Raw genomic sequence first — 22368 nt, forward strand, 5'->3', positions numbered from 1 at the left:
GATGCGCCTGTCTCAGATGCTATTTGTCACCCTGCGCGAAGATCCGGCAGAGGCAGAGATTCCCAGCCACAAGCTGCTGCTGCGGGCGGGCTATATTCGGCGCATCGGCAGCGGGGTCTATGCGTATCTGCCGCTGATGTGGCGAGTGCTGCAAAAGGTGTCGCAGATTGTGCGCGAGGAGATGAATGCGACCGGGGCGCAGGAAGTGCTGCTGCCCGCGATGCAGCCGTCGGAACTGTGGAAAGAGTCGGGTCGCTGGGACACCTACACCCAGGCGGAAGGCATCATGTTCACCCTGACGGATCGGCAAAATCGCGAGGTGGCGCTGGGCCCGACCCATGAAGAAGTGATTACGGCGATCGCCCGCGACATGATCCGCTCCTACCGCCAACTCCCGCTGCATCTGTATCAGATTCAGACGAAATTCCGCGACGAGATTCGTCCCCGCTTTGGGCTAATGCGTGGACGCGAATTCATCATGAAGGACGGCTATTCCTTCCATACGAGCGAAGAAAGCCTGAAGCAGACCTACGCCGACATGGATCGCGCCTATCGCAATATGTTCACCCGCACGGGGCTGAAGTTCCGCCCGGTGGAGGCAGACTCCGGGGCGATCGGCGGATCGGGATCTCAGGAATTCATGGTGCTGGCGGACGCTGGGGAGGACGAAATTCTCTACACCGAAGACGGAAAGTATTCCGCCAATACTGAGAAAGCCGTGTCGCTGCCGCCCGATGCCGTGCCCTCCACCTTTACGAAATTTGAAAAGCTGGACACGCCCAACACGCCCACGATCGAAACCCTAGCTCAGTTTCTCAAATGCTCCCCCACGCAAATCGTCAAAAACGTGCTGTATCAGGCCGTTTACGACAACGGCGTGACGGTGCTGGTGCTGGCCAGCATTCGCGGCGACCAAGACGTAAACGAGGTAAAGCTGGCGAATGAGCTGGTCAAGCTGGGCGATCGCTTTGGGGGCAAGACGCTGCTGGCGCTGACCGTGCCCGATGCGGAGGCGCAGGCGAAGTGGGCCGCCAAACCCCTGCCGCTGGGCTACATTTCCCCTGGGCTGGAAGACAGCTACATCGGCAAGCAGGAAAAGCTGCATCCCAAATTTCTGCGGCTGGTAGACAAAACGGCCGTGGACTTGCAGAACTTCGTCACCGGGTCGAACGAGTCTGGCTATCACGTCGTCGGCGCAAACTGGGGCAAGCAGTATCCGCTGCCTGCGGACGTAGTGGACATTCGCAAGGCCCGGCCGGGCGATCGCGCAATGCATGACCCCAGCCAAACCCTGCAAACCGCCCGTGGCATCGAGGTGGGGCACATTTTCCAGTTGGGCACGAAATATTCCAAAGCAATGGGCGCGACCTACACCAGCGAAACGGGCGAAGAACTGCCGCTGGTGATGGGCTGCTATGGCGTGGGCGTGTCTCGGCTGGCGCAGGCCGCCGTGGAGCAAAACCACGACAAAGACGGCATTATCTGGCCCGTGGCGATCGCCCCTTATCACGCCATCGTCGTCATCCCCAACATCACCGATGCTGCCCAGGTCGAGGCCGCCGAGAAACTCTACGCCGACCTCAACGCCGCTGGCGTGGAAACTCTGCTGGACGACCGCGATGAGCGGGCCGGCGTGAAGTTCAAAGACTCTGAACTAGTGGGCATTCCCTTCCGCGTGGTGACGGGGCGATCGCTCCAACAGGGCAAGGTCGAAGTCGTGCAACGCGCCACCAAGGAATCGCAGGAAATCGCGCTGGATCAGGTCGTGCCCACGCTCAAACAGTGGATACAGGAGGCGATCGCTCCCTAGCTCTCTGTCCTTTCATTCCTAGAAATGCCAATGGTTCAACTCACCCCCGCTCAAGTCGCCAACGCCTGGGTTCCAGCCTCCTGGGAGGAGTTTGTGCGCCTGACGGATGATCCCACCTACGCCAAGGCGAAAGGCTACTATTTCAACCAGCAAATGAGGATCGAAACCGTGGGAGTTGGGCCAGATCACGCTAGAGAAAATACACTGCTGATTCTCGTTATCGGTTTGTATTGTGGGCTAAACGGCATTCCGATTGTGGGGTTAACAAACTGTAGCTATCGAAAGGCAGGCGTGCGAGAAGCGCAGCCAGATATTTCCTATTACGTCGGTAGCCGCGCTGCACTGGCTCCCCAGGGACGGGCGATCGCCAACCTGGACGAGGTTCCTCCCCCGGATCTGGCGATCGAAATTGCTGACTCCTCGCTGGCAGACGACCTGGGCACTAAGCGACTGCTGTATGAAGAACTGGAGGTGGCGGAATATTGGGTCGTGGATGTGTCCCAGAGCCAAATCATTGCCTTTCAAATTGCCAACCAGGGCAGCCGCCGCATCCTGGTTTCCCAGGTTTTGCCGGGGCTGGAATTGTCGGTGCTGCAAGCCGCACTGGAGCAGTCCAAGCAGGCAGAGAATAGCCAGGTGGTGGCGCAGTTGATGGCCCAATTTCAGCGCTCCCCAGAAGCCTGATTCGCGCAGAAGCACACCGACGGAATCGCAGCACGGCACAGTTTTCAGCGAATCATCCCGGATCAGAGCAAGATTTCTAGAATAAAAGAGATGGGGTGTTGTGCTGGAACTATTCCAGGCTGCTCCAGGCTGCTCCAATCTGCCAGCAGCGGAACAAAAATCCAGTCTGTCCGTCTGAAAGCTTAGGCCAGAATTGCGTTGCGTTATTAGACTGGGTATTTGCATCAAGCCCGCGATCGCAGCAGATGAGGCGATCGCCCCGCCCTTGGGCTGATGTCGATTCTCGATTTTGGATTTGCGATTTTGGGTTGCCCAATCAGCCTTTGCGGGGCTTTCAGCAACTCTATTCGTAGCGCCTCTGAGGAAGATTGACATTCCCCTCCACTGGTTTTCCAAACTTTTTTCAAACCCAACCCCTTACCCCTGTAGCGTGGGGACGCTTCTATGGATAATCACTCGTTTCAAGACCAGCCCCTGCCGTCCGACACGACCGAACAGCCCGGTCTGGCGGAATCGTCTCCCTCCTCATCCCGGTTGCCTGTGGGCGTAGTTGCTGCGCTGGCAGGCGTTGTGCTGGCGGCGGGCAGCGCCACAGCCTGGTTCACTTGGCAAACGGTCACCTCCAGAGCGCCCCAGCCGGAGCCAACCGTTGCCGTGTCGCCCTCGCCCCTGGCAGCCCCCATCGAAGATCCGCCCATCGCGCAGGAACCCGCAGTGGACGCGCCCTCCGACGCAGAGCCGACGGGTGAGCCGATCGCCGTAGTGCAACAGCGGACGGTGCAGGTTTACTGGCTGAAGGACGACGGTCAAAAGACGACGCTGGTTCCGGCTTCGGTGTCCGTTGAGTCGGGCGATCGCCCTGAAGAAATCCTCAAAGCCACCTTCGAGGCGCTGCTGCTTGGCCCCAGCGACAACACGGTAGGATCTACAATTCCCCGCGACACCACCCTCCGCAGCGTCAAGGTGGAAGACGATGGCGTGCATGTCGATTTGTCCAACAGCTTTACCCAGGGCGGCGGCAGCACCTCCATGACTGGCCGGCTGGCGCAGGTGGTTTACACCGCAACCACCCTAGACCCCAACGCAAAGGTGTGGATCACCATCGAAGGCAAGCCGCTGGAGGTGCTGGGCGGCGAGGGAATTCTGGTCAACCAGCCCACCTCGCGGGCGGACATCGCCGAAGATTTCTCGCTGTAGAACCGGGATAGCCTGATGAGTGGCAGAAAGGCGCTACTGGGAGCCTGTCTAGCCGCTGCGAGGCCCAGAAATTCGCGCTAGGATTGGGGGGCAAGCGGGGATCTGCCCCGGATTTGCCGAGGGCGATCGCCATCAGATTGCTGACTCAGGCTAAAATTCTGCCTAGACTAGAATCCGCAGCGGAGAAACCCATGTTTTTGGATGAGCTAACGCCTGTCGTTCGAGAAATCACCAGCCACCCGGTCGCCTTTTTGGGGGGCTTTTTCTCAGGATTATTCCGGCTAAATCTCAACGACGACCCCGTGAAAAGCTGGCTAGATCAGCAAGCAGGCAGCGGTGTTTCTGCTAGCGATGCGCCGCCCAGCAGCAGCAATGGCAGCGGGCCGCAGTCCATCTCGATTGATTAGCCTTTGATTATGATTAACCTTTGATTAACGCGATGGATTAACGCGATGTGCAGCTTTCAGTTTGCCCTCATCCCCCAACCCCTTCTCCCAGATCAGGAGAAGGGGAGCAAGAGAGGCTTGAAGTCCTTCTCTCGCTCTGGGAGAGGCATTCAGAGTGAGGGAGATCGGTAAAGTTGCATATTGCGTTTTGATTAACTTTTAATCAGCCATTCAAGTTAATTAGCCCTTTGAGTAGCTGTTAGACTCGGTTGCGGGCGAGCCGCTTGCGTGCATGAGGCGTTTGATCACCTGAGCAACGGTGTAAAGCTGATTGTCTCGTCGAGTCGTCAGGGTGAACTTGTCTGACAAGTCATACTGGCGCGATCGCCCATCTAGCTTGACAAACAGATAGTCTTCGCCTGTGGTGATTAGCCCATAGACGGGGCGATCGCTTTGAGGAGCCGCCGATAGGTAAGCAAGGGTCTGCGGGAGTGCCTGCAAGACGCTAAATCCAAACCGCTTGCTTTCAATCAGCACTAGCCAAAGCTGGTCTTGAACCACCAACACATCAATTAGCCCCTGAAGCCGCCGATCGCCATCTTCAATTTCGATCTGCACGTATTTTTCTGCCCGAATTTTGTAGGGCGGATCGCACAGACCCAGCAATTCCAGCAGCGGTGACACTAGAATGACATCAACTGTTCCTTCGGTGATTGAACCATCGGCCGCATAGTATTGATAACGCTGCTTCAAGCGGTCTAGAGCCGCTGTTTCCGCATGGGTCAGCCCTGGCAACTCTGTGAACCACTCGCTGAAGAAATCTGCACTCTCAGCCAGTTGCAGATTAAAGCGCTCCTGAGCTTCCTTCAGGTTGGTGATGTTTGTGATGGCAGTGGGTTGCGTCATGCTCCCAGTTTACCGCTGCTCTGCTGAGGGTCTATGCAAACGCCCCACTCAGGCTTGCAACCCAGACGACAGGCGATCGCGGTATAGGCAGATAATCTTTTCCACGACCGCCTCGATCGTCAGGTCATCCGTTACCAGTTCAATAGCATCGTCGGCTTTGCGGAGCGGCGAAATTTTGCGGCTGCTGTCCTTTTGGTCGCGTTCAAAGATGGCTCGTTCCAGGGTTTCCAAAGACACCTCTGGCTGACCCTGCTCCTTTAGGTCAAGCTGGCGACGGCGGGCCCGCTCTTGCACCGAAGCCGTCAGAAAAATCTTGAGCTCGGCATCGGGAAAGACCTGCGTGCCAATGTCGCGCCCGTCCATCACCACGCCGCCGCGCCGACCGTATTCTTTCTGCTGCTTCACCAGCGCTCTGCGGACTTCGCCCTGGGCGGCGATCGCCGACACCTGCGCCGTGACTTGGGGCGTGCGAATCTCGCGGGTCACATCCTGCCCGTTGATCAAAACCGTCAGCGGCGCGGGCGTGCTGGAGTGAAGGCGTGAAGGCATGAGGGCATGAGGCGCTGTTCCTCCAGCGTCAACGTCCCCCTGGACTAGCTCAATCTCGCTCTGGCTCACCAGTTCGGCGATCGCCGCTTCGTCCGAAATCTCCACGCCTGACTGCTGCACCAGCCAGGTCACCGCACGATACATGGCTCCCGTGTCGAGATACAGCAGACCCAGTTCGGCCGCGACGCGGCGGGCAACGGTAGATTTTCCGGCTCCGGCAGGGCCGTCGATGGCAATAATCGGCTTGCGGGCGCTCAGCACGATGTTGTCAATCAGGCGCGTGCTGCCCAAATGAGCGGCGATCGCCACTAGCCCGCGCTCCTCCACTTCGTCCAGCGGCACCATCGTTTCTGGATGCACCAGTTCCACATACTGCGGCCGCACCGCCGCGACGGTTGATAACTCTTCCTTCACAATTGAAATTAGCTCCTGACTCTTGCGAATGCCCTGGTGAAATGCCTGCTCAGCCCGATGCAGGCTGCGATAAAGGGCAGCAGCGTGCGATCGCTCCTCTGGCGAAAGGTACTGGTTGCGCGAACTCAGGGCCAGCCCGCTAGCTTCGCGCACCGTAGGACAAGCAACCATCTCTACGTGCAGGTTCAAATCCGCCACAACCCGCCGCAAAATGGCAAGCTGCTGAGCGTCTTTTTGCCCAAAATAGGCGCGATCGGGCTGCACGATGTTGAGCAATTTTGCCACCACCGTCGCCACGCCTTCAAAGTGCCCCGGCCGATGCGGCCCACACAGCACCGCCATCATTGCCTGCGGCGGAATCACCTGCGTCAGTATATCCTTTCTGGAGCCGCTGCGTCCGCCGTACAGTTCCTCGGCGCTGGGGGCAAAAATTACGTCTACCCCTGCTGTTTCGCAGAACTGGCTGTCTTGCTCCAGCGTTTTGGGATACTTGTGAAAATCTTCTTGCGGGCCAAATTGCAGCGGGTTGACGAAAATGCTGACAGCAACCACGGCGTTTTCCTGGCGGGCGCGGCGAATCAGGCTGAGGTGTCCCTCGTGCAGTGCGCCCATCGTGGGCACTAGACCGAGCGATCGCCCGGCCTGTGCGGTTGCGGCACCGTCTGCCCCCTGACGACACGACGCAAGATAGGAGCGCAGTCCTGCAATGGTCTTAAACAGCCGCACTCCGTCCCCCTGCAAGGCTCTTGCATAGCATGTCTGGTTTCGATGATTCTGTCCTATTCATGGGGAATGTTCCGCAAAATTTAATCCGTGCCTAATAAGTGTTTGGGATAAGTGTTTGGGATAAGTGTTTGGGAGTTTTTGGGGCGATCGCCCCCGATCCCCACACTCAAGATTCTAATCAGAGTTTCCCGATGGGCAAATCTGGAGGCTGCCGGGTCGCGCCCCGATCCAGCCCCGATCGAACGATTTCTCGCGAATACAGCCTGCGAAAAATTCTGCATCGGCGCTGTTTTCAAGTCACAGCACGCCAATCACAGCCCTTGGGTGGCTAAATCTCTGGCTCTAGGGTGCTGAGTCTGCCTCGTATTCGATGAGCGGCTGCGTCAGTTGAGTAATAGACTCGAACTGGAAGTTTGTTGCCCAGTGGGTTAAAGCTCTAGCCAAGCGGGAATAATCTGGCGGAATTTGCCGCACCAGTTGCAAAACGCGATCGTCAAATCCTTCTGTTGCTGCCTGATGCAGTTCGGCGATCCATTCAACAGGCATGAACGATAGATCGTTGTCTAAATTTTCGTCTAAATTTTCCGCAGATTCATTCGCTTCCGGTTGCCCCGTTTCAGCCATTTCATAGATATATTGAACGCCCAAATGTTCAGCAATCTTGTTCAGCAGCAGGCTCTCTTGTACGGGCTTGCGAATAAAGTCGTCGCAACCGGCCGCCAGCGCTGTGACTTTGGTTTCTTCAAACGCATCCGCCGTCAGCGCAATAATTTTAGCGGTCTTAATTGGGGGATAATCTGTGTTGCTTCGCGTTTGAATTTGAGACCTGAGTGTCTGTTCATCCTGGCGGATTTGTCGAACTGCGTCGAACCCATTCATTCCCGGCATTCGCAAATCCATCAGGATTAGATCGGGTTGCCAGGTAGACCAGCAGGCGATCGCCTCATAACCATTCGTTGCTTCCTTTAGCTCAAACCCAATGGACGCAAGCAACTCCACCAAGAACTGCCGATTCTGCCATTGGTCTTCGACAATCAGAATCCGGCAGGGTTCCTGATCTTGCGCCAGGGTCAGCACGCGGCGAGTTTCGACAGGCAGCAACACAGCCGCAGCGTCTTTCACCTGCACCTGAATCTCAAAGGCGAAAGTGCTGCCCTGCCCCAAGGCGCTTTGAACGCGGATGTCGCCACCCATCAAGTTTACAAAGTGACGGCTAATCGTCAGCCCCAACCCTGTGCCCTCACTGGCTTGTTGACTATGCTTCGCCTGGACAAAGGCATTAAACAAGTCTTCAATTTCCTCCGCCGCAATGCCACAGCCCGTGTCGATGACTTCAAACTGGAGTCGCTGGGTTTGGGGGGTGTTCGGCTGCGAAGAGTCATTGGGCAAGTGGTCAGGTGCTTCGGCAACCAAAGCCCGCAAAGTCACGCTACCCGCCTTAGTGAACTTGATGGCATTGCTGAGTAAGTTGAGTAAGATTTGTCGCAGCTTGCCTTCATCCGTCACGACATACTGCGGCAGGTTTGGGGCGCGATCTAGCACCAGTGAAATACTTTTCTCGGATGCCTTGAAGCGCAACAGTTGCATCAGTCCATCCAGCAGTTGATACAAGTCAAAGCTACTGGTGTTGAGCTTAATTCGACCGGCTTCGATCTTCGAGACTTCTAAAATGTCGTTGATCAAACTCAGCAAATGTTCGCCGCTGTGGTTAATGATTTCTAATTGCTCTCGCTGGCTGTCGTTGAGCAGGGGATCGTAGGCTAGAAGCTGGCTAAATCCAAGGATGGCGTTGAGCGGGGTTCGGAGTTCGTGGCTCATGTTGGCCAGGAATGTACTCTTGGCAGAATTGGCGGCCTCAGCGGTTTCTTTGGCTTGCTTTAGCTCTAGCTCGGTGCGCTTGCGATCGCTCACATCCCGACAAATACAAAGCTGCACCGTTTGCCCATCCCAGTTGACCGGATTAGCGCTAATTTCAACCTCGTAGATCGAGCCATCTTTGCGGCGATGGCGCGTTTCAAACCGATGGCTCCGGTCTTTAAACTCGGCCTTGATTTGCACCAGTTCCTCTGCGGTCCACTGCGCTTCCCAATCGGCAACTGTCAGGGATTGGACTTCCTCTAGCGAATAGCCCAGCATCCGGGCAAAGCTGGGATTGGCTTCTATCACTCGCCCCTTGGACATCACCACAATGCCGTCTACGGATGCCTCAAACAGGGCTTTGCTGCGGGCTAATTCTCTGGCGAGGGCGGCTTCTGCCTGCTTGCGATCGCTGATATCTCTCATAAAACAGTGATGGCCGGTGAACTGCCCTTCCGGGTTGTAGGCCGCCACCATAATGGCCTGCTTATAGAAGATAGAGCCATCCTTGCGGAGACCCCGCAGTTCTAGCTCGGCCTTGCCGTGTCGCAGCATAGACTCATAGCCTGCGATCGCCGTCTCCAGTTCTTCGGGGTGAACGGTTTGCCGCCAGTTCATCCCGATCATGTCTGCTGGCTCATAGCCCATGATCCGAGCGTAGGCTCGGTTGACAGACAGATATTGTCCCTGTGGGTCGAGCCGTGCAATGCCCTCGATGGCGTTGCTCATGGCGGCACTCATTTCCTGAAGTGCTAATTCTGCCTGCCGCCGCTCGGTGATGTCTTCGTGGACGGCGACATAGACCATGCCATAGTCGGGATGGTCGAACCGAACGGTGGTAGCTCGGCACCAAAAGGGCGTGCCGTCTTTTTTGCGGTTGCAGATGGTGTAGGTATATTCGCCGTAGGTATCGAGGTGATAGGTGATGTTGCGATGGACTTCCTGGGCATCCAGCGTGTCGTCTTCGTAGTTCACGGCGGAGGCGTGTTTGCCGTTGAGTCCGCCGCTTTCGTAGCCAAACATGGCCTCGAACTTGGGGTTGGCGTAGACGATGATGCCGTCGCTCGCCCGCACCAGGCACACGCCTTCGGCCATGTTCTGCACAATTAGGCTGTGCAGTTCCAGAGATTTCTCAGTTTTGATGCGGTCGGTGATTTCCCAGCAGAGTCCTTGAATTTCTACAAGTTGCCCGTCAGCGTCCAACACCGGGCTTTTCATGCTTTGGAAGTATTGGCGATCGCCCGTGGCTTCCGACATTTCAACACGGCTGACAGGTTCTCCGGTTCGCAGGACTTGTGCATCTGCCGCAAGGCAATGTGGAACCAAATCATGCGGCACAATGTCGGGAGTGGTCTTGCCCAAGCACTCTTCTAGGGTCATGCCCAAGAAATTAAGGTAGGCAGGATTGGCGAACGTAATGCGATCGTGCCGATCCTTGCGATAGAGATGCAGCGGCAGCACATCGGTCAGAGATTTATATAGCTTCTGGCTGGCGGCCAATTCTTCTTCAGCCCGCTTGCGCTCGGTAATATCGACGGCAATGATGGTCACAATCCAACTGTCGGCGATCGCATCTCGGCGGGACGTGAGCGTGGACAGGTGCCAGCGCAGCGATCCGTCTTTGCAGTAAAACCGATATTCGTAGGTGCAGGTGCCCTCCCGAAAAATCACGTCGTAGAGCGGCAGGATGACGGTTTCTAGGTCATCCGGGTGGACTCGCGACATCCACAGATGCTTGTCGGCCATGAGTTCTTCTGGAGCATAGCCATAGACGGCTCGGCTCCCTGTGGAATAGTAGTCATACACCCAGTCGTGATTGCTAAAGACGCGGAAGCTGCACACAGCGGCGATCGCATTGTTTAGCACGTCCTTCAGGCTAGCCTCTGACTCTTGCAGCCGCTGGTAGAGGGCGGCCTGCTGAATGGCGATCGCCAGTTGATCCACCAGCGCCTGAATTAAGCTACATTGCTCCTCAGTCCAAACAGTCTTTGGATTCTTGGTTACGGCGAGGCAGCCCCAAACCCGGCCGTCTATTGCCATTGGGGCGATCAGCCAAGAGCCTGGAAAAAGCTCTGCAAGTTGGCGATTTACATCATCTTCAAGCAGGCTAGCATCATCAATTTTGACAATTTCCATGTGCCGAAGCCGGGCCGCGATGGGATTGTCGGCATCCGGAATTTGCAACCCCTTCACATCCGGCAAATCGGGGTGGGCGCGGTGGCTCGCTACAATCTGCCAGTGGCCGCGCTCGGAGAAAAGCTGTATAACGTTGGCCTGATCTGCGCCCAGCAGTTGTGTAATTTCCTGGGTTGCAGTGCTAAAGATCGCATCCAAGTCTAAAGATCGGCGAATCGCCTGAATCACTCGGTTAAGTGCCTGTTCCCGCTGCACCTTCTGCTGGAGGGCAAGTTCTGCCGCTTTGCGATCGCTAATGTCTATCATTACGCCCGTCATGCGGAGGGGCTGTCCACTCTCGTCATAAATCCCCTGGCCCTTGGTCAGCATCCAGCGCTCGGTGCCGTCGGGATGCACCACGCGATACTCGACTTCTAGCAGCGTGTGCTGTTCGAGTGCCTGCTGGAGTGCCTGCTCTACCCACTCCAGGTCTTCTGGATGGACACGATCGCGCCAGGTGTAGTAGTTGCTGGGATACTCTCCCGGCCGCAGCCCCATCAGGCGGAAGTGGCTGTCGCTCCAGATCGCCTCGCCTGTGCCTAAGTCAAACGCCCAACTGCCCGTCTGGCTTAGCTCTAGCGCCTGCCGTCGGTGTTGTTCGCTGGCTTGCAGCGCGGCTTCGACTCGCTTGCGGTCGGTCACGTCTACACCAACCGTCATCAGATACTCGTAGCCGTCGATTTCGTAGCGCTCCGCCGTTATCAAGACCGTGCGAACTTCTCCATCTTTACAGCGCAGTTGAAACTCAATTTCTGCTGCGCCGCCTTGGGTTTGCACCTGTTGCAGCAGTTGTTCTCGCTGGGGCAGATCGACCCACAGGTCAAGTTCGACGGCGGTGCGTCCGATGACTTCATCACGGGTATAGCCTGTGTATTGCTCGAAGGCGGGATTGACCTCGATATATTGCCCCGTCGGTAGGCAGGAGACGACGATCGCCGCTGGGCTACAGCGAAAGAAGGATGCATATCGCTTCTCTGAGTCTCGCAGGGCGGCTTCAGCCAGGTCGCGGGCCAGTTCGGCCCGTTTGCGCTCGGTGAAATCTTCTGCAAAGCCCACGAAGCGAATGATGCTGCCTGCCTCATCCCGAACAGGGAAGACATCTGCCCGCACCCAGCGAATGCTCCCATCGGGGCGAACGATGCGATATTCGCGATGCGTGGTTTCGCCCTGACGTTGGCTGGCAATAGACGCAAGAACCGTGGGGCGATCGCCCGGATGCACTGCCTCTAGCCAAGACTGGGGATTGCGGTACAAGCTTTCGCAACTGCGGCCCCAGATTCGCTCGTAGGCCGGGCTAATGTAGAGGTATTCACCCGTTTTGGCATCGCACACCAGAAAAAGCTGGTTGACATGGTTGGCGATTTGCTGGAATCTCTCTTCGCTCTGGCGCAGCGATTCCTCAGCGGCCCGCCGCTCGGCTTCTAGCTGTTTGCGCTCGGTAATGTCTTCGATAATGCCCGCACAGCGAGTAAATGCGCCCGTTTCGTCTAGGACGGGAAAAACTTCCGCCTGCACCCAGCGGAGCGTGCCATCGGGTCGGAAGATTCGGTATTCGTGATGGATGCGATCGCCCTGAAACTGGCGCTGTACGACTTCTTCTACATCTAGACGATCCTCTGGATGCACCGCCTCTATCCAAGAGTCACGGTCTTGATACAGGCTTTCGCAACTGCGGCCCCAGATCGCTTCATAACCCGGACTGGCATACAAACACCGCCCCGACTGAGCATCGCGGATCAGAATAAACTGCTTGATGCTGTTGGCAATTTGGTGAAACCGTTCCTCACTCTGGCGCAAGGCTGTTGCGATGTTTCGCAGTTCCGCTTCTAGGCGCTTTTGCTCGGTGATGTCTGTATCCACAAACGTCACCCGCCAGCAGTTTTCTGCGGCATCCCAGCGGGGCGACAGGTGGCTTGCCATCCATCGCAGAGTGCCGTCTTTGTGCAAAAAACGGTACTCCATGCGGTGCGATCGCCCAGCCAAAATCGCCTCCACTTCTTGGGAAAGCACCGTTTCTCGATCTTCCGGCAGCACCCGCTCCAGCCATGCGCCGTCCATTAGTTCTGCATTCGTAAAGCCAAACACCCGCTCGCAGCCTGCGGAGCAATAGTCATACTGCCAGCGGCGATCGGGATACAGGCGAATCTGCCCGATCGATGCCGCCGCCTGATCGAGAATCTGGCTGGCAAGGTGCGGAGGTGCGGGCTGAGAAGATTCGACAGGTTCAGTGGGCTGGGCGATCGCCGTAATCCAGAGGCTCGGTTCGTTGCCAAACGACACAGCACGGGCCGACAGCAGCACGGGCCGGCGACTGCCAGCGCGGGTGCAAAAAACATCGGCGATCGCGCTCACCGTCCCCTCTGTCTGAATCTGCTGAACAAGCCGTGCGTAGCTGCCCTCCTCTGCCCAGATGCCCGTCTTAGCAATCGGCCGCCCCGCCATCTCGCTGGCGCTCCATCCCACCAGCTCACAAAACGCCTCGTTGATTTCTAGAATCCGCCCTTCGGGAAAAGACAGCAGCAGACTCGCCGCCGGATTCGCCTGAAAAACCTCGCGGAATACTGACTCACAGCAAGCCTGCGTTTCCGCTTGCTGATCCGAAGCGCGATTTTTGAAAAGATGCATAAACATGAACTGTGGAGCGTTTAGCAGCGAGGGCAACAGGAATTTATTAAGAAATGGTTTTTTGCTTCTAGTGTTCCAGAATACCCGACAAATCTACGCAAATCTTCATTTCGCTTTTAGCAAAATGAAATCCTTAAGAATTGAAAGATATGAACCTATTCGCCTGACGTAAAACGACTCAGGCTTATTTGTAATGGAAGGATTTGACAGGGCTGCATCCACGCAAAATCAATGGATGGAGCCGATTCCTGCGTAGACTGAATACAGAGCGATTACTACTTGTTTTATCGTTACGTATTTTGGTGATGCTGTGGCTCAGCAACATTGCGATTAGCCATACTTCGTTTTATTAAACTTATCGAATGTTCATCTTCGAGACTTTTCTATGCCGAATAGCAGTCTTGCTTCAGTAGAGTCGCTGGCGCGAATATCGCTGCACTCTTCCGCAAAGGTTTTAAATCCAGCCATTGCGCGTGGCCTGATAAATCGCCTGATAGCGAGTCTGCACCTGAAGCTTGGACAGGACGTTGTTGAGGTGAAACTTGATCGTGCTTTCGCTGAGGATCAGCCGATCGGCAATGTCGCGATCGCGCAGTCCCTGCACCAGCAGCCCCAAAATTTCGCGCTCTCGCTCCGATAGCCCCTTCAGTTCTTCGGCCAGCGTCGGCGGCCAGGGCCGGTCTTGCAGCACGGTTTCAACAGCCTGACGCAACTGCGTTGGGGTAATGTCTAGGTCAATCCGTCCCAAAACGACGGCTGGCAGCGTGGGCAACGGCTGGGTCTGGGTTTGCAGCCACAGCACCCGGCGGGCTTGGGCTGCGGCGGCTGGGTCGTCGGTGAGGAGCGGCAGATCTGCGTCACCTGCCAGACTTGCAGATGGAACGACGGAGAGTCCAGCCAGGACGGCCAGTTGCGTCAGGGCAAGCTGCACAATCGCACGGGTGCAAACGACGCGCACGGCGGGCCCTGCTGCGGCCCCTGCGTCCGGTAGTTGCAACGCCACTTGCAGCACGTTCTGCGATGGGTTGGGCAAGAGTTGCAGCGTGCCCCGCAAACAGGCCGCCGCCAGCGGAAACTCGCCAAACGCTTCTTCACTCCAGTCTTGCAGGCGATGGGCTGCAAAGCTGGGCGGTGCAATCATCGCTTCTAGAATGACCTGATGCGGCTCGTAGCTGAGGCGGCAATAGGTGCAAGACAGCCCGTGCAGCACCTCCGCCAGCCGCAAAAACAGACAGGCGATCGCCGGAGACAGCACCCGCTCTGTCCCCACCAAGCTGAGGCGTGTCGGCGGTAGCCATTGGGCAATTTGTTCCGAAAGCAGTGGCGTGGGAGAGCCAGGACGCAGAGCGGCGATCGCCCTTTCTTCCTGCCGCTGCCGCTGCCCCGCATCGATCATTACGGCCAGCGTGGTGCAGAGGCTTTGCAGCACCTCCAAAAACTCTGGCGACAGCGGGCGATGGCTGAAAACCGCCAGCACGCCAATCACGCGATCGCCAATCGCCAGCGGATAGCCCGCAAAGCCCGTAATCTGGTTGGCGATCGCCCAGTCGCGATCCTTGACCCAGGCTTCATTGGCGAGATTATTGCTCAAAAACGGAATGCGATTTTGAGCGATTTTACCCACCTTAAACGCCCCCAGCGGCACTCGCGCAAAGGAACCATCCAGCCGGGTATATAATCCCGACGAAGCCACCAGCCGCAAAAACTGCCCGTCCGGTTCCATCAGCCAGACGCGGGCAAACGCACAGTCAAACGCATCTACCAGTCCGTCTGTGGCCCGGCGCACCATCTCTTCTGGCTCTCGACAGTCCCCAAACTGCTGCACCAGCGAACTGACCTGCTGCAAGCCCATCAGCAGGCGCGTTGCATCGACAAAATTGGCAGACGATTCGGACACCGACGTTTCGCAATTGCTCCCAAAAAGGGGGGTACGGCCTGAACAGGCTGCTTATCTTCTTTCTATATCAATTATCTATATCATTATCAATTCTCTATACCATTGAGCCTGCGATCGCCCTGGAGGCTCTGTATCACTGGCTACCGTCTCTCGCGCCTCACCCAAAGGCGGTTGCGTCCCGGATCGAGCAGCCGTTAAACAAAAAAAGAAGGTGGCGATCGCCCGCTCTCGGTGTATTCGGTGTATAACACTGCGCCATAGCTGTCGTGCGAGCAGCTTGTTTCCGCCCGAAATTTTGGTCGTTTAGTCATCTACGGTGTCGGTAGATGCGGACAACACCTACCAATGCCGTCCAATGCCGTCCAATGCCGTAAATGACGAACCGGCCAAATTTTCGGGGAGAAAGGTAAGCCGCACCGATCGGAATCAAATTGCAGCTTGATGGATGACTGTAGTGGATACACCTAATCGGCGCTAGCAAAATTTTGGGCGTTGCTGAATTCAAGGATGAATCAGTTGTGGGATGGGCATCTTACCGAACCTGAGGGAGTGAAGTAGCAAACGCATCAAGTGCTTTAGCCTGTCTACGGACTTGGAGATGCAGGCGAGCAAGATAATGCCTCAAGCGGCTGATGAGCTACAGGTACTCTGCCAGAAAATCGAGGGTATCAGTGGCATCTGCACCAAAGGGGTCATCTTCCCAGCAGGGGGCAGGCAACAGCAGCGCCAGATTTGCCAGCACGTCCGCTTCGATTTCATCCAGATTTTTCACCGAAAACCAGTCCTCTAGCGCCTTCAGGTCGCGATCGCGCAGAGGAGCCAGCGTTGGCGTTTCAACAGGCGGGACGATCGGCAATTCAGGCAGGGGTGCAAGCCTGCTTCCTGGCTCTACCCTTGCCAGCGCTACGTCTCCATCGGGCAGTCGCAGGGCGGGTGTTGTGCCCACAGCCTGCCGACGAGCCACGCGCTTGCGGGTGAGGGCACGCGCACTAAACTCCAACAGTTCTGCCAGAGACGGGTCGGCGTTGTCGTGAGGAGAGGTGAGGAACATGGAGGGTGTGTGGGAGGAGGAGGGAAGAGGAGAAACGGCAAAGGAGCGCAGGCTGATCTGGTGCGCGTGTGCGTCTGTGTATGCTTGGCAGGTAGTAAAGTTGGGGTGCAGCGAACTAGCGCGATCGCGCTCTGTTTGACCGGGCTATGCAACCGGAACCCACAAGCAGGCTATGCAACTGGGAACAGCGTTTCAGCAGGAACAGCGCGACTGGAAACAGCGTTTAACTTAGTCTGTCGAGATTCCGAACCCAGGCCAACCGACCTTATGCTGAAATGCCTGCATAATGTCCCTGAAAATCAGGCAATGTGAGCCTGCGGGCACTTCAGAAGTATTGGGTTTACAGACTAAGGACTGGCGAAGTGCGATCGCCCAGGTGAATTGATTGGACTGAGCTTAAGCAGATCCTGAGTATCAGAATCAACAGATTCTTGAATTCAGCAAGATAGCAAAAACCGCTACTGCCTAAACCGGATTTTGGCTTCAGCAATGCTGCGGAAATTTGAGAAACACCCTATTTCTTGAAGATACGAAAAAATCCGGAAAGTTGCCAATTTATTTACAGATCGTTGACGGTTATGCAATAGGGCTGGAGCGTCACTTCAAAGACCTCGGCAAACGACTGGGCGATCGCCCCTTGCACCTCCGCCACGGTAATCTCTGGAATCCAGTCGGCCAGGCAACCCACCGGGCGATCGCCGATGCCGCAGGGCACGATCGCCCCAAAGCCACGCATCTCCGGGCAAACATTTAGCGAAAAGCCGTGCATCGTCACCCAGCGGCTCACCTTCACGCCAATTGCGCCGACCTTGCGCCCGCCCACCCACACGCCCGTCAGCCCGTCGATCCGGCCGCCCACCAGCCCAAACAGGGCGATCGCCCGGATCACTACCTCCTCCAACTGCCGCAAATACCAGTGCAAATCTTGCCGATAGCGTCGCAGGTTCAAAATCGGATAGCCCACCAGTTGCCCCGGCCCGTGATACGTCACCTCGCCGCCGCGCTCGACCCGGTGAATCTCTGCATCCGTCCGCTCAAGATCAAACTTCACAAAATCCAGCGTTGCCCCCTGCCCCAGTGTGTAGACGGGGGGATGCTCCAGCAAGATCAGCAGGTCTGGGGAATCGGGCTGCTGGATCAGGCGATTTAAGTGCGATCGCTGCCATTCCCAGGCTGTTTTGTAAGGCACAAGTCCCGCTTCCCAAAGCCAGCAAATATGGCTGGATAGTTGATTTACCCGTTGCTCCACCAAAGGACTCATCCCGCCCAAAAGCGACCGTCTGCACCCGCCAACAAATCAAGAATCATCACAGCTTGCAAAGCATTATGTAACGAATCCGTCGTCCAGAATACAAGGTGCTAGGGTGAAAATATACCCACTACAACAGGGTAATTGAATACCCACCATTAAGGGGAGGAAGCTCTATGAAGCTTGTCATCCAGGGCAAAAACATTGAGATCACCGATGCGCTCCATGAATACGTTCGTCAGAAAGTTGAAAAGGCAGTGAGTCATTTCCAAAACCTGACGACCGAAGTGGATGTGTGTTTGTCGGTGGCTCGCAACCCCCGGATTAACCCTCGACAAACGGCTGAGGTGACGATCTACGCAAACGGCGCTGTTGTCCGCGCAGAAGAAAGCAGCGAAAACCTCTACGCCAGCATCGACCTCGTGGCTGACAAGATTAGCCGCCAGCTCCGCAAGTTCAAAGAAAAGCGGAACACACACACACCCATCCGCACGGCGGAGGTGTTGCCCTATCAACCCGTTGATGCCGACTTGCTCGCCAACCGCGAACCCGAACTGCCCTCGGAGGTGGTGCGAAGCAAGTATTTTGCCATGCCGCCGATGACCATTGAGCAGGCGCTAGAACAGCTTGAACTGGTAGATCACGATTTTTATATGTTTCTTAACGCCGAGACGGGCGAAATCAACGTGATTTACGAGCGCAATCATGGCGGCTATGGCGTGATTCAGCCGCGCCGCACCAATGGCCACCACCCTGCTGAAAATGGCAATGGCAAAGCGGCTCAAAATGGCACCAAAGCCTACACGCCTTCAACTACTGCTTCGGTTCATAAAGGAACCTAGACCGCAGGGCGCGTTGGTTCATGCCATTCGTTTAAGTCAGTTACGTCAATCAGTTACAGCGGCTTACACAGCAGCTTATACAGCGGCTTACACAGCAGCTTAAAAGTTACTGACCGCTCTTAACTGATCGCTCTTAACTGCTTGCTCTAATCGCTTTTAACAGGAAAAACGGGAGTCCAGCAGTTTCGCTTGGCTCCCGTTTTGGGTTTTAGCAAAACTTACGCCCCTGAAGCCGCCAGCCCTGCCCTTACCAGGCTCCTGAAAACGCAATACAGGGTCGTATCGATTCGGGTTCTGCGATTTTGAATGGTTAGTCAAGCGTCTGTGGAGCTTTTGGCGATTCCATTCATAGCGCCCTTGGGGAGAGCTAATGCCGCTTGGGGTATGAGAGGGTCGATTTAATACATCGAGCACAAAGCTTCTGTATCAGATTTCATTTTGATTCTTTGACTTCATGTCTTTAGAAAGCGGATACGTATACATAGCCAGCCTAAGTGTATAGAAGCACTTCATGATGCCTCCATGAAAGCACCATAAATTTTCCGTAAAGACCTAGGGGCATTAGTATCAGACCCTTTGGCGATTCAGCTAATCTACGCTCTACAAAGTAAATTCATACACAGGTCAGGAATGATAAAGATTTAATGGACTGACCGGATACCGCTTTCTATCCGTAGTTACACGGTTTAAGTTGTACGTATACGCAGTGAAATCTTAAAAACTTTAAGAAGTAAATTTATCTACTGCCTGATGTTGAGGCGAGTGGTTTCACCGACTCATGTGCAGGCGGTTTCTGAGGTGTTTCTAGTTTGTCAGTCTCTTTGAGGGCAATCAAGTATCTGGCTCATTTCAGGCAATGGGCTGCTTTAAGGGGGTGTTGAAAGGGGGTGTCGAAACGTATTTTGACTGGAGTTTAGTTCTGTTCCACTGATTCGGTTGTTGGTTCGTCGGCAGAGTTTCTCTTGCATCAGAGTTCAAGCTTGTCGCCTGATCAACCTTGGTTTCAACCCCCGGTTTTAGGTACATGACTGATCATCTGGTCTTGGGTGCATGTGTTTCGGTTACGTTTGAGTGTTAGCTGGAGATTCAAAAGAGATGGTTTCCATAAAATCCCTCTCGCTCGGTTCGGCATCTAGAACCCTATCCGACTTGCGATCGCCCGCCTTTACTCAACTCCGCAGAGGTGTGGCAATCGGCTGGGTGCGGATGCTCAGTTTGCTCGTGTCGGATGGCGCTGCGATTTTACTGGCTTGGGGGCTAGCGGTTTCTCTGGGAACCGAGTTGGACTCCCCTTGGAGCAGTTTAGGCCGCTACTCCTTCTTGCCGCTCATTCTGGCGGTTAAGCTGGGAGTCATGATTTCGCGAGGGCTATACGGTTCGGGACTGCCCCGTCGAGACTATCTGGGAGTTGTCAAAGCGCTTTCACTGGCGGAAGGGTTGCTGCTGCTGATTGCCTTCCTCTACGAGCCAGATCGGTATGTCTCGCGCTCGACGTTTCTGATTTCCTGGTTCCTGAGTGTGGCGTTTGTATGTGGTGGTCGGTTCTTGATTGACCGGGGCACTGAGATCGTTCGTAAGCGCGGTGCAGCCTGCTATCCGGTATTTTTAATCTGTGATGATGATGAGCAGCAGCGAAATATTCAATTGATTGAAAAAGAAAATCGTTATCGCCTGATGGGGGTTGCAAGTGCCCGCGCCCTCGACCGACGCAATCGAGATGAAACGATCCGACGAGTCCGAGAGCTTGGCATCGCGGAGCTGTTTGTTTCTTGGACTGCGATTCAAAACCGACTCCACCTTTGCTGGCATTTTCAGACGGCGGGCATTACGCTTCGTATCTTGCCGGGTGAAATTGCCTCTTCGTTTCCCAAGTCGCAGTTTCGGATGATGGGTGAGTTGCCGACGCTGACGCTGGAAGCGCCAGTTCTGGTCGGCAGTGATTTTTGGGTCAAGCGGTTCTTTGATTTCTGGGGCGCGGTGATCGCCATTCTGGTGTTTTCTCCGCTATACGTTGCGATCGCCCTGCTGATTCGGATGGATTCTCCGGGGCCCATTTTCTTCCGGCAAACCCGCGTCGGTCTACATGGCAATAAGTTCAAGGTCTGGAAGTTCCGCACAATGGTGCAGAATGCGGCTCAGCTTCAGGCCGTGCTAGAAGCGCAGAACGAGATGAAGGACGGCGTGCTGTTCAAGATGAAGGACGACCCCCGGATTACGCGAATCGGCAAGTTCCTGCGTCGCTACAGCCTGGATGAGCTACCGCAACTGTTCAATGTGCTGGTGGGTGAGATGAGCTTCGTGGGGCCGCGCCCTCTGCCTGTGCGAGATGTTGAGCGCTTTCAAGAGCGCCACTTCATTCGGCAAGAGGTGCTGCCTGGGATTACGGGACTGTGGCAGGTTTCGGGGCGTTCGGATATTACCGATTTCGAGAAGGCCGTGCAGCTTGATCTGATCTACATCACCAACTGGTCGCTCTGGCTTGACTTAAAGATTCTGCTGAAGACGGTTCAGGTGGTGATTGGCAAGAGCGGCGCTTATTAAGCCCTCTCCCAGAGCAGAAGAAGGATTTCGAGCCTCTCTTGCTCCCTTTCAGGGATTGCTGGCCGTATTGAACGCAACGACAGCGCGGAAGAGGGACTTCGAGCCTCTCTTGCTCCCCTTCTCCCAGGTGGGAGAAGGGGTTAGGGGATGCGGGCAGATTGAAAGTTGCACATCGCGTCTATAAATCGCGTCTATACAACTTAAGCGGGAGGGCACAATGCTCTCTCGCTTCTTCTTATTTCTTCTTACAATGGCTCTCCTGAGATTATGGCTCTCCTGAGATTATGATTCTTCTGCGGCGCTTAATCGTTTATTCACTACTGAGTAAATAAACCTCACCCTGTTCGTCTCCGTCGATCACAATGCTCTCAAACATCAGTCGGCCCTGCACGGTTCGCCGCTCTCCGGATTGCACCGTTGTGTCTGGCGAGAGAACCCAGATGCTGCCTGTGTTGTCTTGCAGTTCATACAGCAGCGCATCTACAAGCGGTGCGCGATCGCCCACCACGCCCGACACTCGGACTGGCACGCTAAAAACAAACGGCATCCGCTGCACCGAGCGAATCGAAACCGGAATGCCCACCCAACTGAGGGCCGCAAATCGCAGCGGCGTGAACAGCAGCACTGCGAGTACAATGCCTAGCAGCACTGCCAGAAGATAGGAGAGCGATCGCCGTTGAGTCACGGTTGGGGCATGTTGGAGGGTTGGAGGGCCAGAGCCGTTGGAGCTTTGGAGTGTTGAAGCATGAGACTGCTGATATCCAATGATCCGATTTCCAAAGCAACCATGCGAGCCACGGGCATTGTGCTGGTATTTGTGGGCGGGCTGCTGTTGCTGCAAGCGTGGAATGAAGTGCAGACATCGGGGCGGCGCAGCCGAACCTTTTGGCAGGATATGGTTTTAGGGAGCGCGTTTGCGGCGCTGGGGGTGTGGCTGATCGTGTGGGGGGTGTTGCGCTAGTGGCTTGGTCGCTGAGGACCCGGCTTGAAACGACTGACACACCCTACGCCACAGGGGATGCCTTGGCCCCCGCTGGCGAATTTCTAGAACGCGCTCACTCAGGCGACGGCGGTAGTCGGTGGGTATGCCAAACAGGAGCGTATAGCTTTGCCACAGCAGGGTTGAAACCGTGAGGCTAGCGCAGAGAATCAGCCCCGTGGCGGCCAGGGGATGGTAGATCAGTCCGTAGCGCACAGCAGTCCAGGTGAAATATTGCCGCCAGAGCGCAATTTCATCGCGCAGGTGCCACAGGGAGAGCGGCACGACCGCCAGCCACAACAGCCTCAGCCACCGCCAGCGCATGTTCATCCAGTGCTGATGCAGTCGCTCCACTTCAGCCTGAAAGTCTGAATCCGTGGGAAAGGGATCTGGCTGGGCCGCAGGTTTTTTCCAAATCGGTTTGGGCCACATAGAAGCCACGTCTGAGAAGCTACATCAAAAAAGCCATTTCCAAAAAAG

General features: G+C 55.8%; 15 protein-coding genes and 1 pseudogene. 7 read left to right on the forward strand and 9 right to left on the reverse strand.

Going from position 1 to position 22368, the window contains the following annotated elements; translation table 11 throughout:
* Window position 1: 1 nt before the first annotated feature.
* The 4 genes from HNI00_RS20365 (at window position 2) to HNI00_RS20380 (ending at window position 4098) form a co-directional block, all read left to right on the forward strand.
* Window positions 2-1810, forward strand: coding sequence for a proline--tRNA ligase (locus HNI00_RS20365; RefSeq protein ID WP_316788969.1), 1809 nt, complete (start codon window positions 2-4; stop codon window positions 1808-1810).
* Between the two features lie 30 nt (window positions 1811-1840).
* Complete coding sequence (locus tag HNI00_RS20370; RefSeq protein WP_316788970.1) at window positions 1841-2494, forward strand: Uma2 family endonuclease; 654 nt, start codon at window positions 1841-1843, stop codon at window positions 2492-2494.
* Between the two features lie 444 nt (window positions 2495-2938).
* Window positions 2939-3691 carry a GerMN domain-containing protein gene (locus HNI00_RS20375; protein WP_316788972.1) on the forward strand — a complete coding sequence of 251 codons (753 nt, stop codon included), beginning with the start codon at window positions 2939-2941 and terminating at the stop codon, window positions 3689-3691.
* 191 nt (window positions 3692-3882) lie between these two features.
* Window positions 3883-4098 (forward strand): ssl0294 family protein, encoded by a 216-nt coding sequence (locus HNI00_RS20380; protein ID WP_297084920.1) that lies wholly within the window; start codon window positions 3883-3885, stop codon window positions 4096-4098.
* Window positions 4099-4317: 219 nt separating this feature from the next.
* On the opposite strand, the gene HNI00_RS20385 is transcribed toward HNI00_RS20380, so the two are convergent.
* The 7 genes and pseudogenes from HNI00_RS20385 to lipB all read right to left on the reverse strand — a co-directional run bounded on the left by HNI00_RS20385 (window position 4318) and on the right by lipB (window position 17538).
* Entirely contained in the window at window positions 4318-4983 is a 666-nt protein-coding gene (locus HNI00_RS20385; protein ID WP_316788977.1) for a restriction endonuclease subunit R, read from the reverse strand.
* Window positions 4984-5031: 48 nt separating this feature from the next.
* The gene (locus tag HNI00_RS20390) at window positions 5032-6672 is read right to left on the reverse strand and encodes a bifunctional pantoate--beta-alanine ligase/(d)CMP kinase (RefSeq protein ID WP_316788979.1); all 1641 of its coding nucleotides are present in this window, start codon (window positions 6670-6672) and stop codon (window positions 5032-5034) included.
* Window positions 6673-7014: 342 nt separating this feature from the next.
* Window positions 7015-13335: a PAS domain S-box protein gene (locus HNI00_RS20395; protein ID WP_316788981.1), complete on the reverse strand. Its 6321-nt coding sequence runs from the start codon at window positions 13333-13335 to the stop codon at window positions 7015-7017.
* Between the two features lie 448 nt (window positions 13336-13783).
* Window positions 13784-15226: a GAF domain-containing protein gene (locus tag HNI00_RS20400; RefSeq protein WP_316788983.1), complete on the reverse strand. Its 1443-nt coding sequence runs from the start codon at window positions 15224-15226 to the stop codon at window positions 13784-13786.
* A gap of 501 nt (window positions 15227-15727) precedes the next feature.
* Window positions 15728-15857, reverse strand: a pseudogene (locus tag HNI00_RS22235) (IS1 family transposase); the annotation flags it as partial.
* 6 nt (window positions 15858-15863) lie between these two features.
* Window positions 15864-16277 (reverse strand): hypothetical protein, encoded by a 414-nt coding sequence (locus HNI00_RS20405; protein ID WP_316788985.1) that lies wholly within the window; start codon window positions 16275-16277, stop codon window positions 15864-15866.
* 559 nt (window positions 16278-16836) lie between these two features.
* Entirely contained in the window at window positions 16837-17538 is a 702-nt protein-coding gene (gene lipB / locus HNI00_RS20410) for a lipoyl(octanoyl) transferase LipB (protein WP_316788987.1), read from the reverse strand.
* Window positions 17539-17702: 164 nt separating this feature from the next.
* On the opposite strand from lipB, the gene hpf reads away from it, so the two are divergent.
* Both hpf and HNI00_RS20420 read left to right on the forward strand, forming a co-directional pair.
* Complete coding sequence (gene hpf, locus HNI00_RS20415) at window positions 17703-18368, forward strand: ribosome hibernation-promoting factor, HPF/YfiA family (protein ID WP_277775312.1); 666 nt, start codon at window positions 17703-17705, stop codon at window positions 18366-18368.
* A gap of 1095 nt (window positions 18369-19463) precedes the next feature.
* The gene (locus tag HNI00_RS20420) at window positions 19464-20909 is read left to right on the forward strand and encodes a sugar transferase (protein WP_316788991.1); all 1446 of its coding nucleotides are present in this window, start codon (window positions 19464-19466) and stop codon (window positions 20907-20909) included.
* A 310-nt stretch (window positions 20910-21219) separates the two neighbouring features.
* Here the strand turns inward: HNI00_RS20420 and HNI00_RS20425 are convergent, their stop codons facing one another.
* Window positions 21220-21594, reverse strand: a complete 375-nt coding sequence (locus HNI00_RS20425; protein ID WP_316788993.1) for a hypothetical protein — start codon at window positions 21592-21594, stop codon at window positions 21220-21222.
* Window positions 21595-21654: 60 nt separating this feature from the next.
* On the opposite strand from HNI00_RS20425, the gene HNI00_RS20430 reads away from it, so the two are divergent.
* On the forward strand, window positions 21655-21870 hold the full coding sequence (locus HNI00_RS20430) for a hypothetical protein (protein WP_297078269.1): 216 nt from the start codon (window positions 21655-21657) through the stop codon (window positions 21868-21870).
* Here HNI00_RS20430 and HNI00_RS20435 read toward each other — a convergent pair.
* Window positions 21811-22320: a hypothetical protein gene (locus tag HNI00_RS20435; RefSeq protein ID WP_316788995.1), complete on the reverse strand. Its 510-nt coding sequence runs from the start codon at window positions 22318-22320 to the stop codon at window positions 21811-21813. The two genes, HNI00_RS20430 and HNI00_RS20435, sit on opposite strands and share 60 nt — an antisense overlap.
* Between the last annotated feature and the right edge of the window lie 48 nt (window positions 22321-22368).

This window comes from Thermoleptolyngbya oregonensis NK1-22 (assembly GCF_032705245.1).
GTDB lineage: Bacteria > Cyanobacteriota > Cyanobacteriia > Elainellales > Elainellaceae > Thermoleptolyngbya > Thermoleptolyngbya sichuanensis.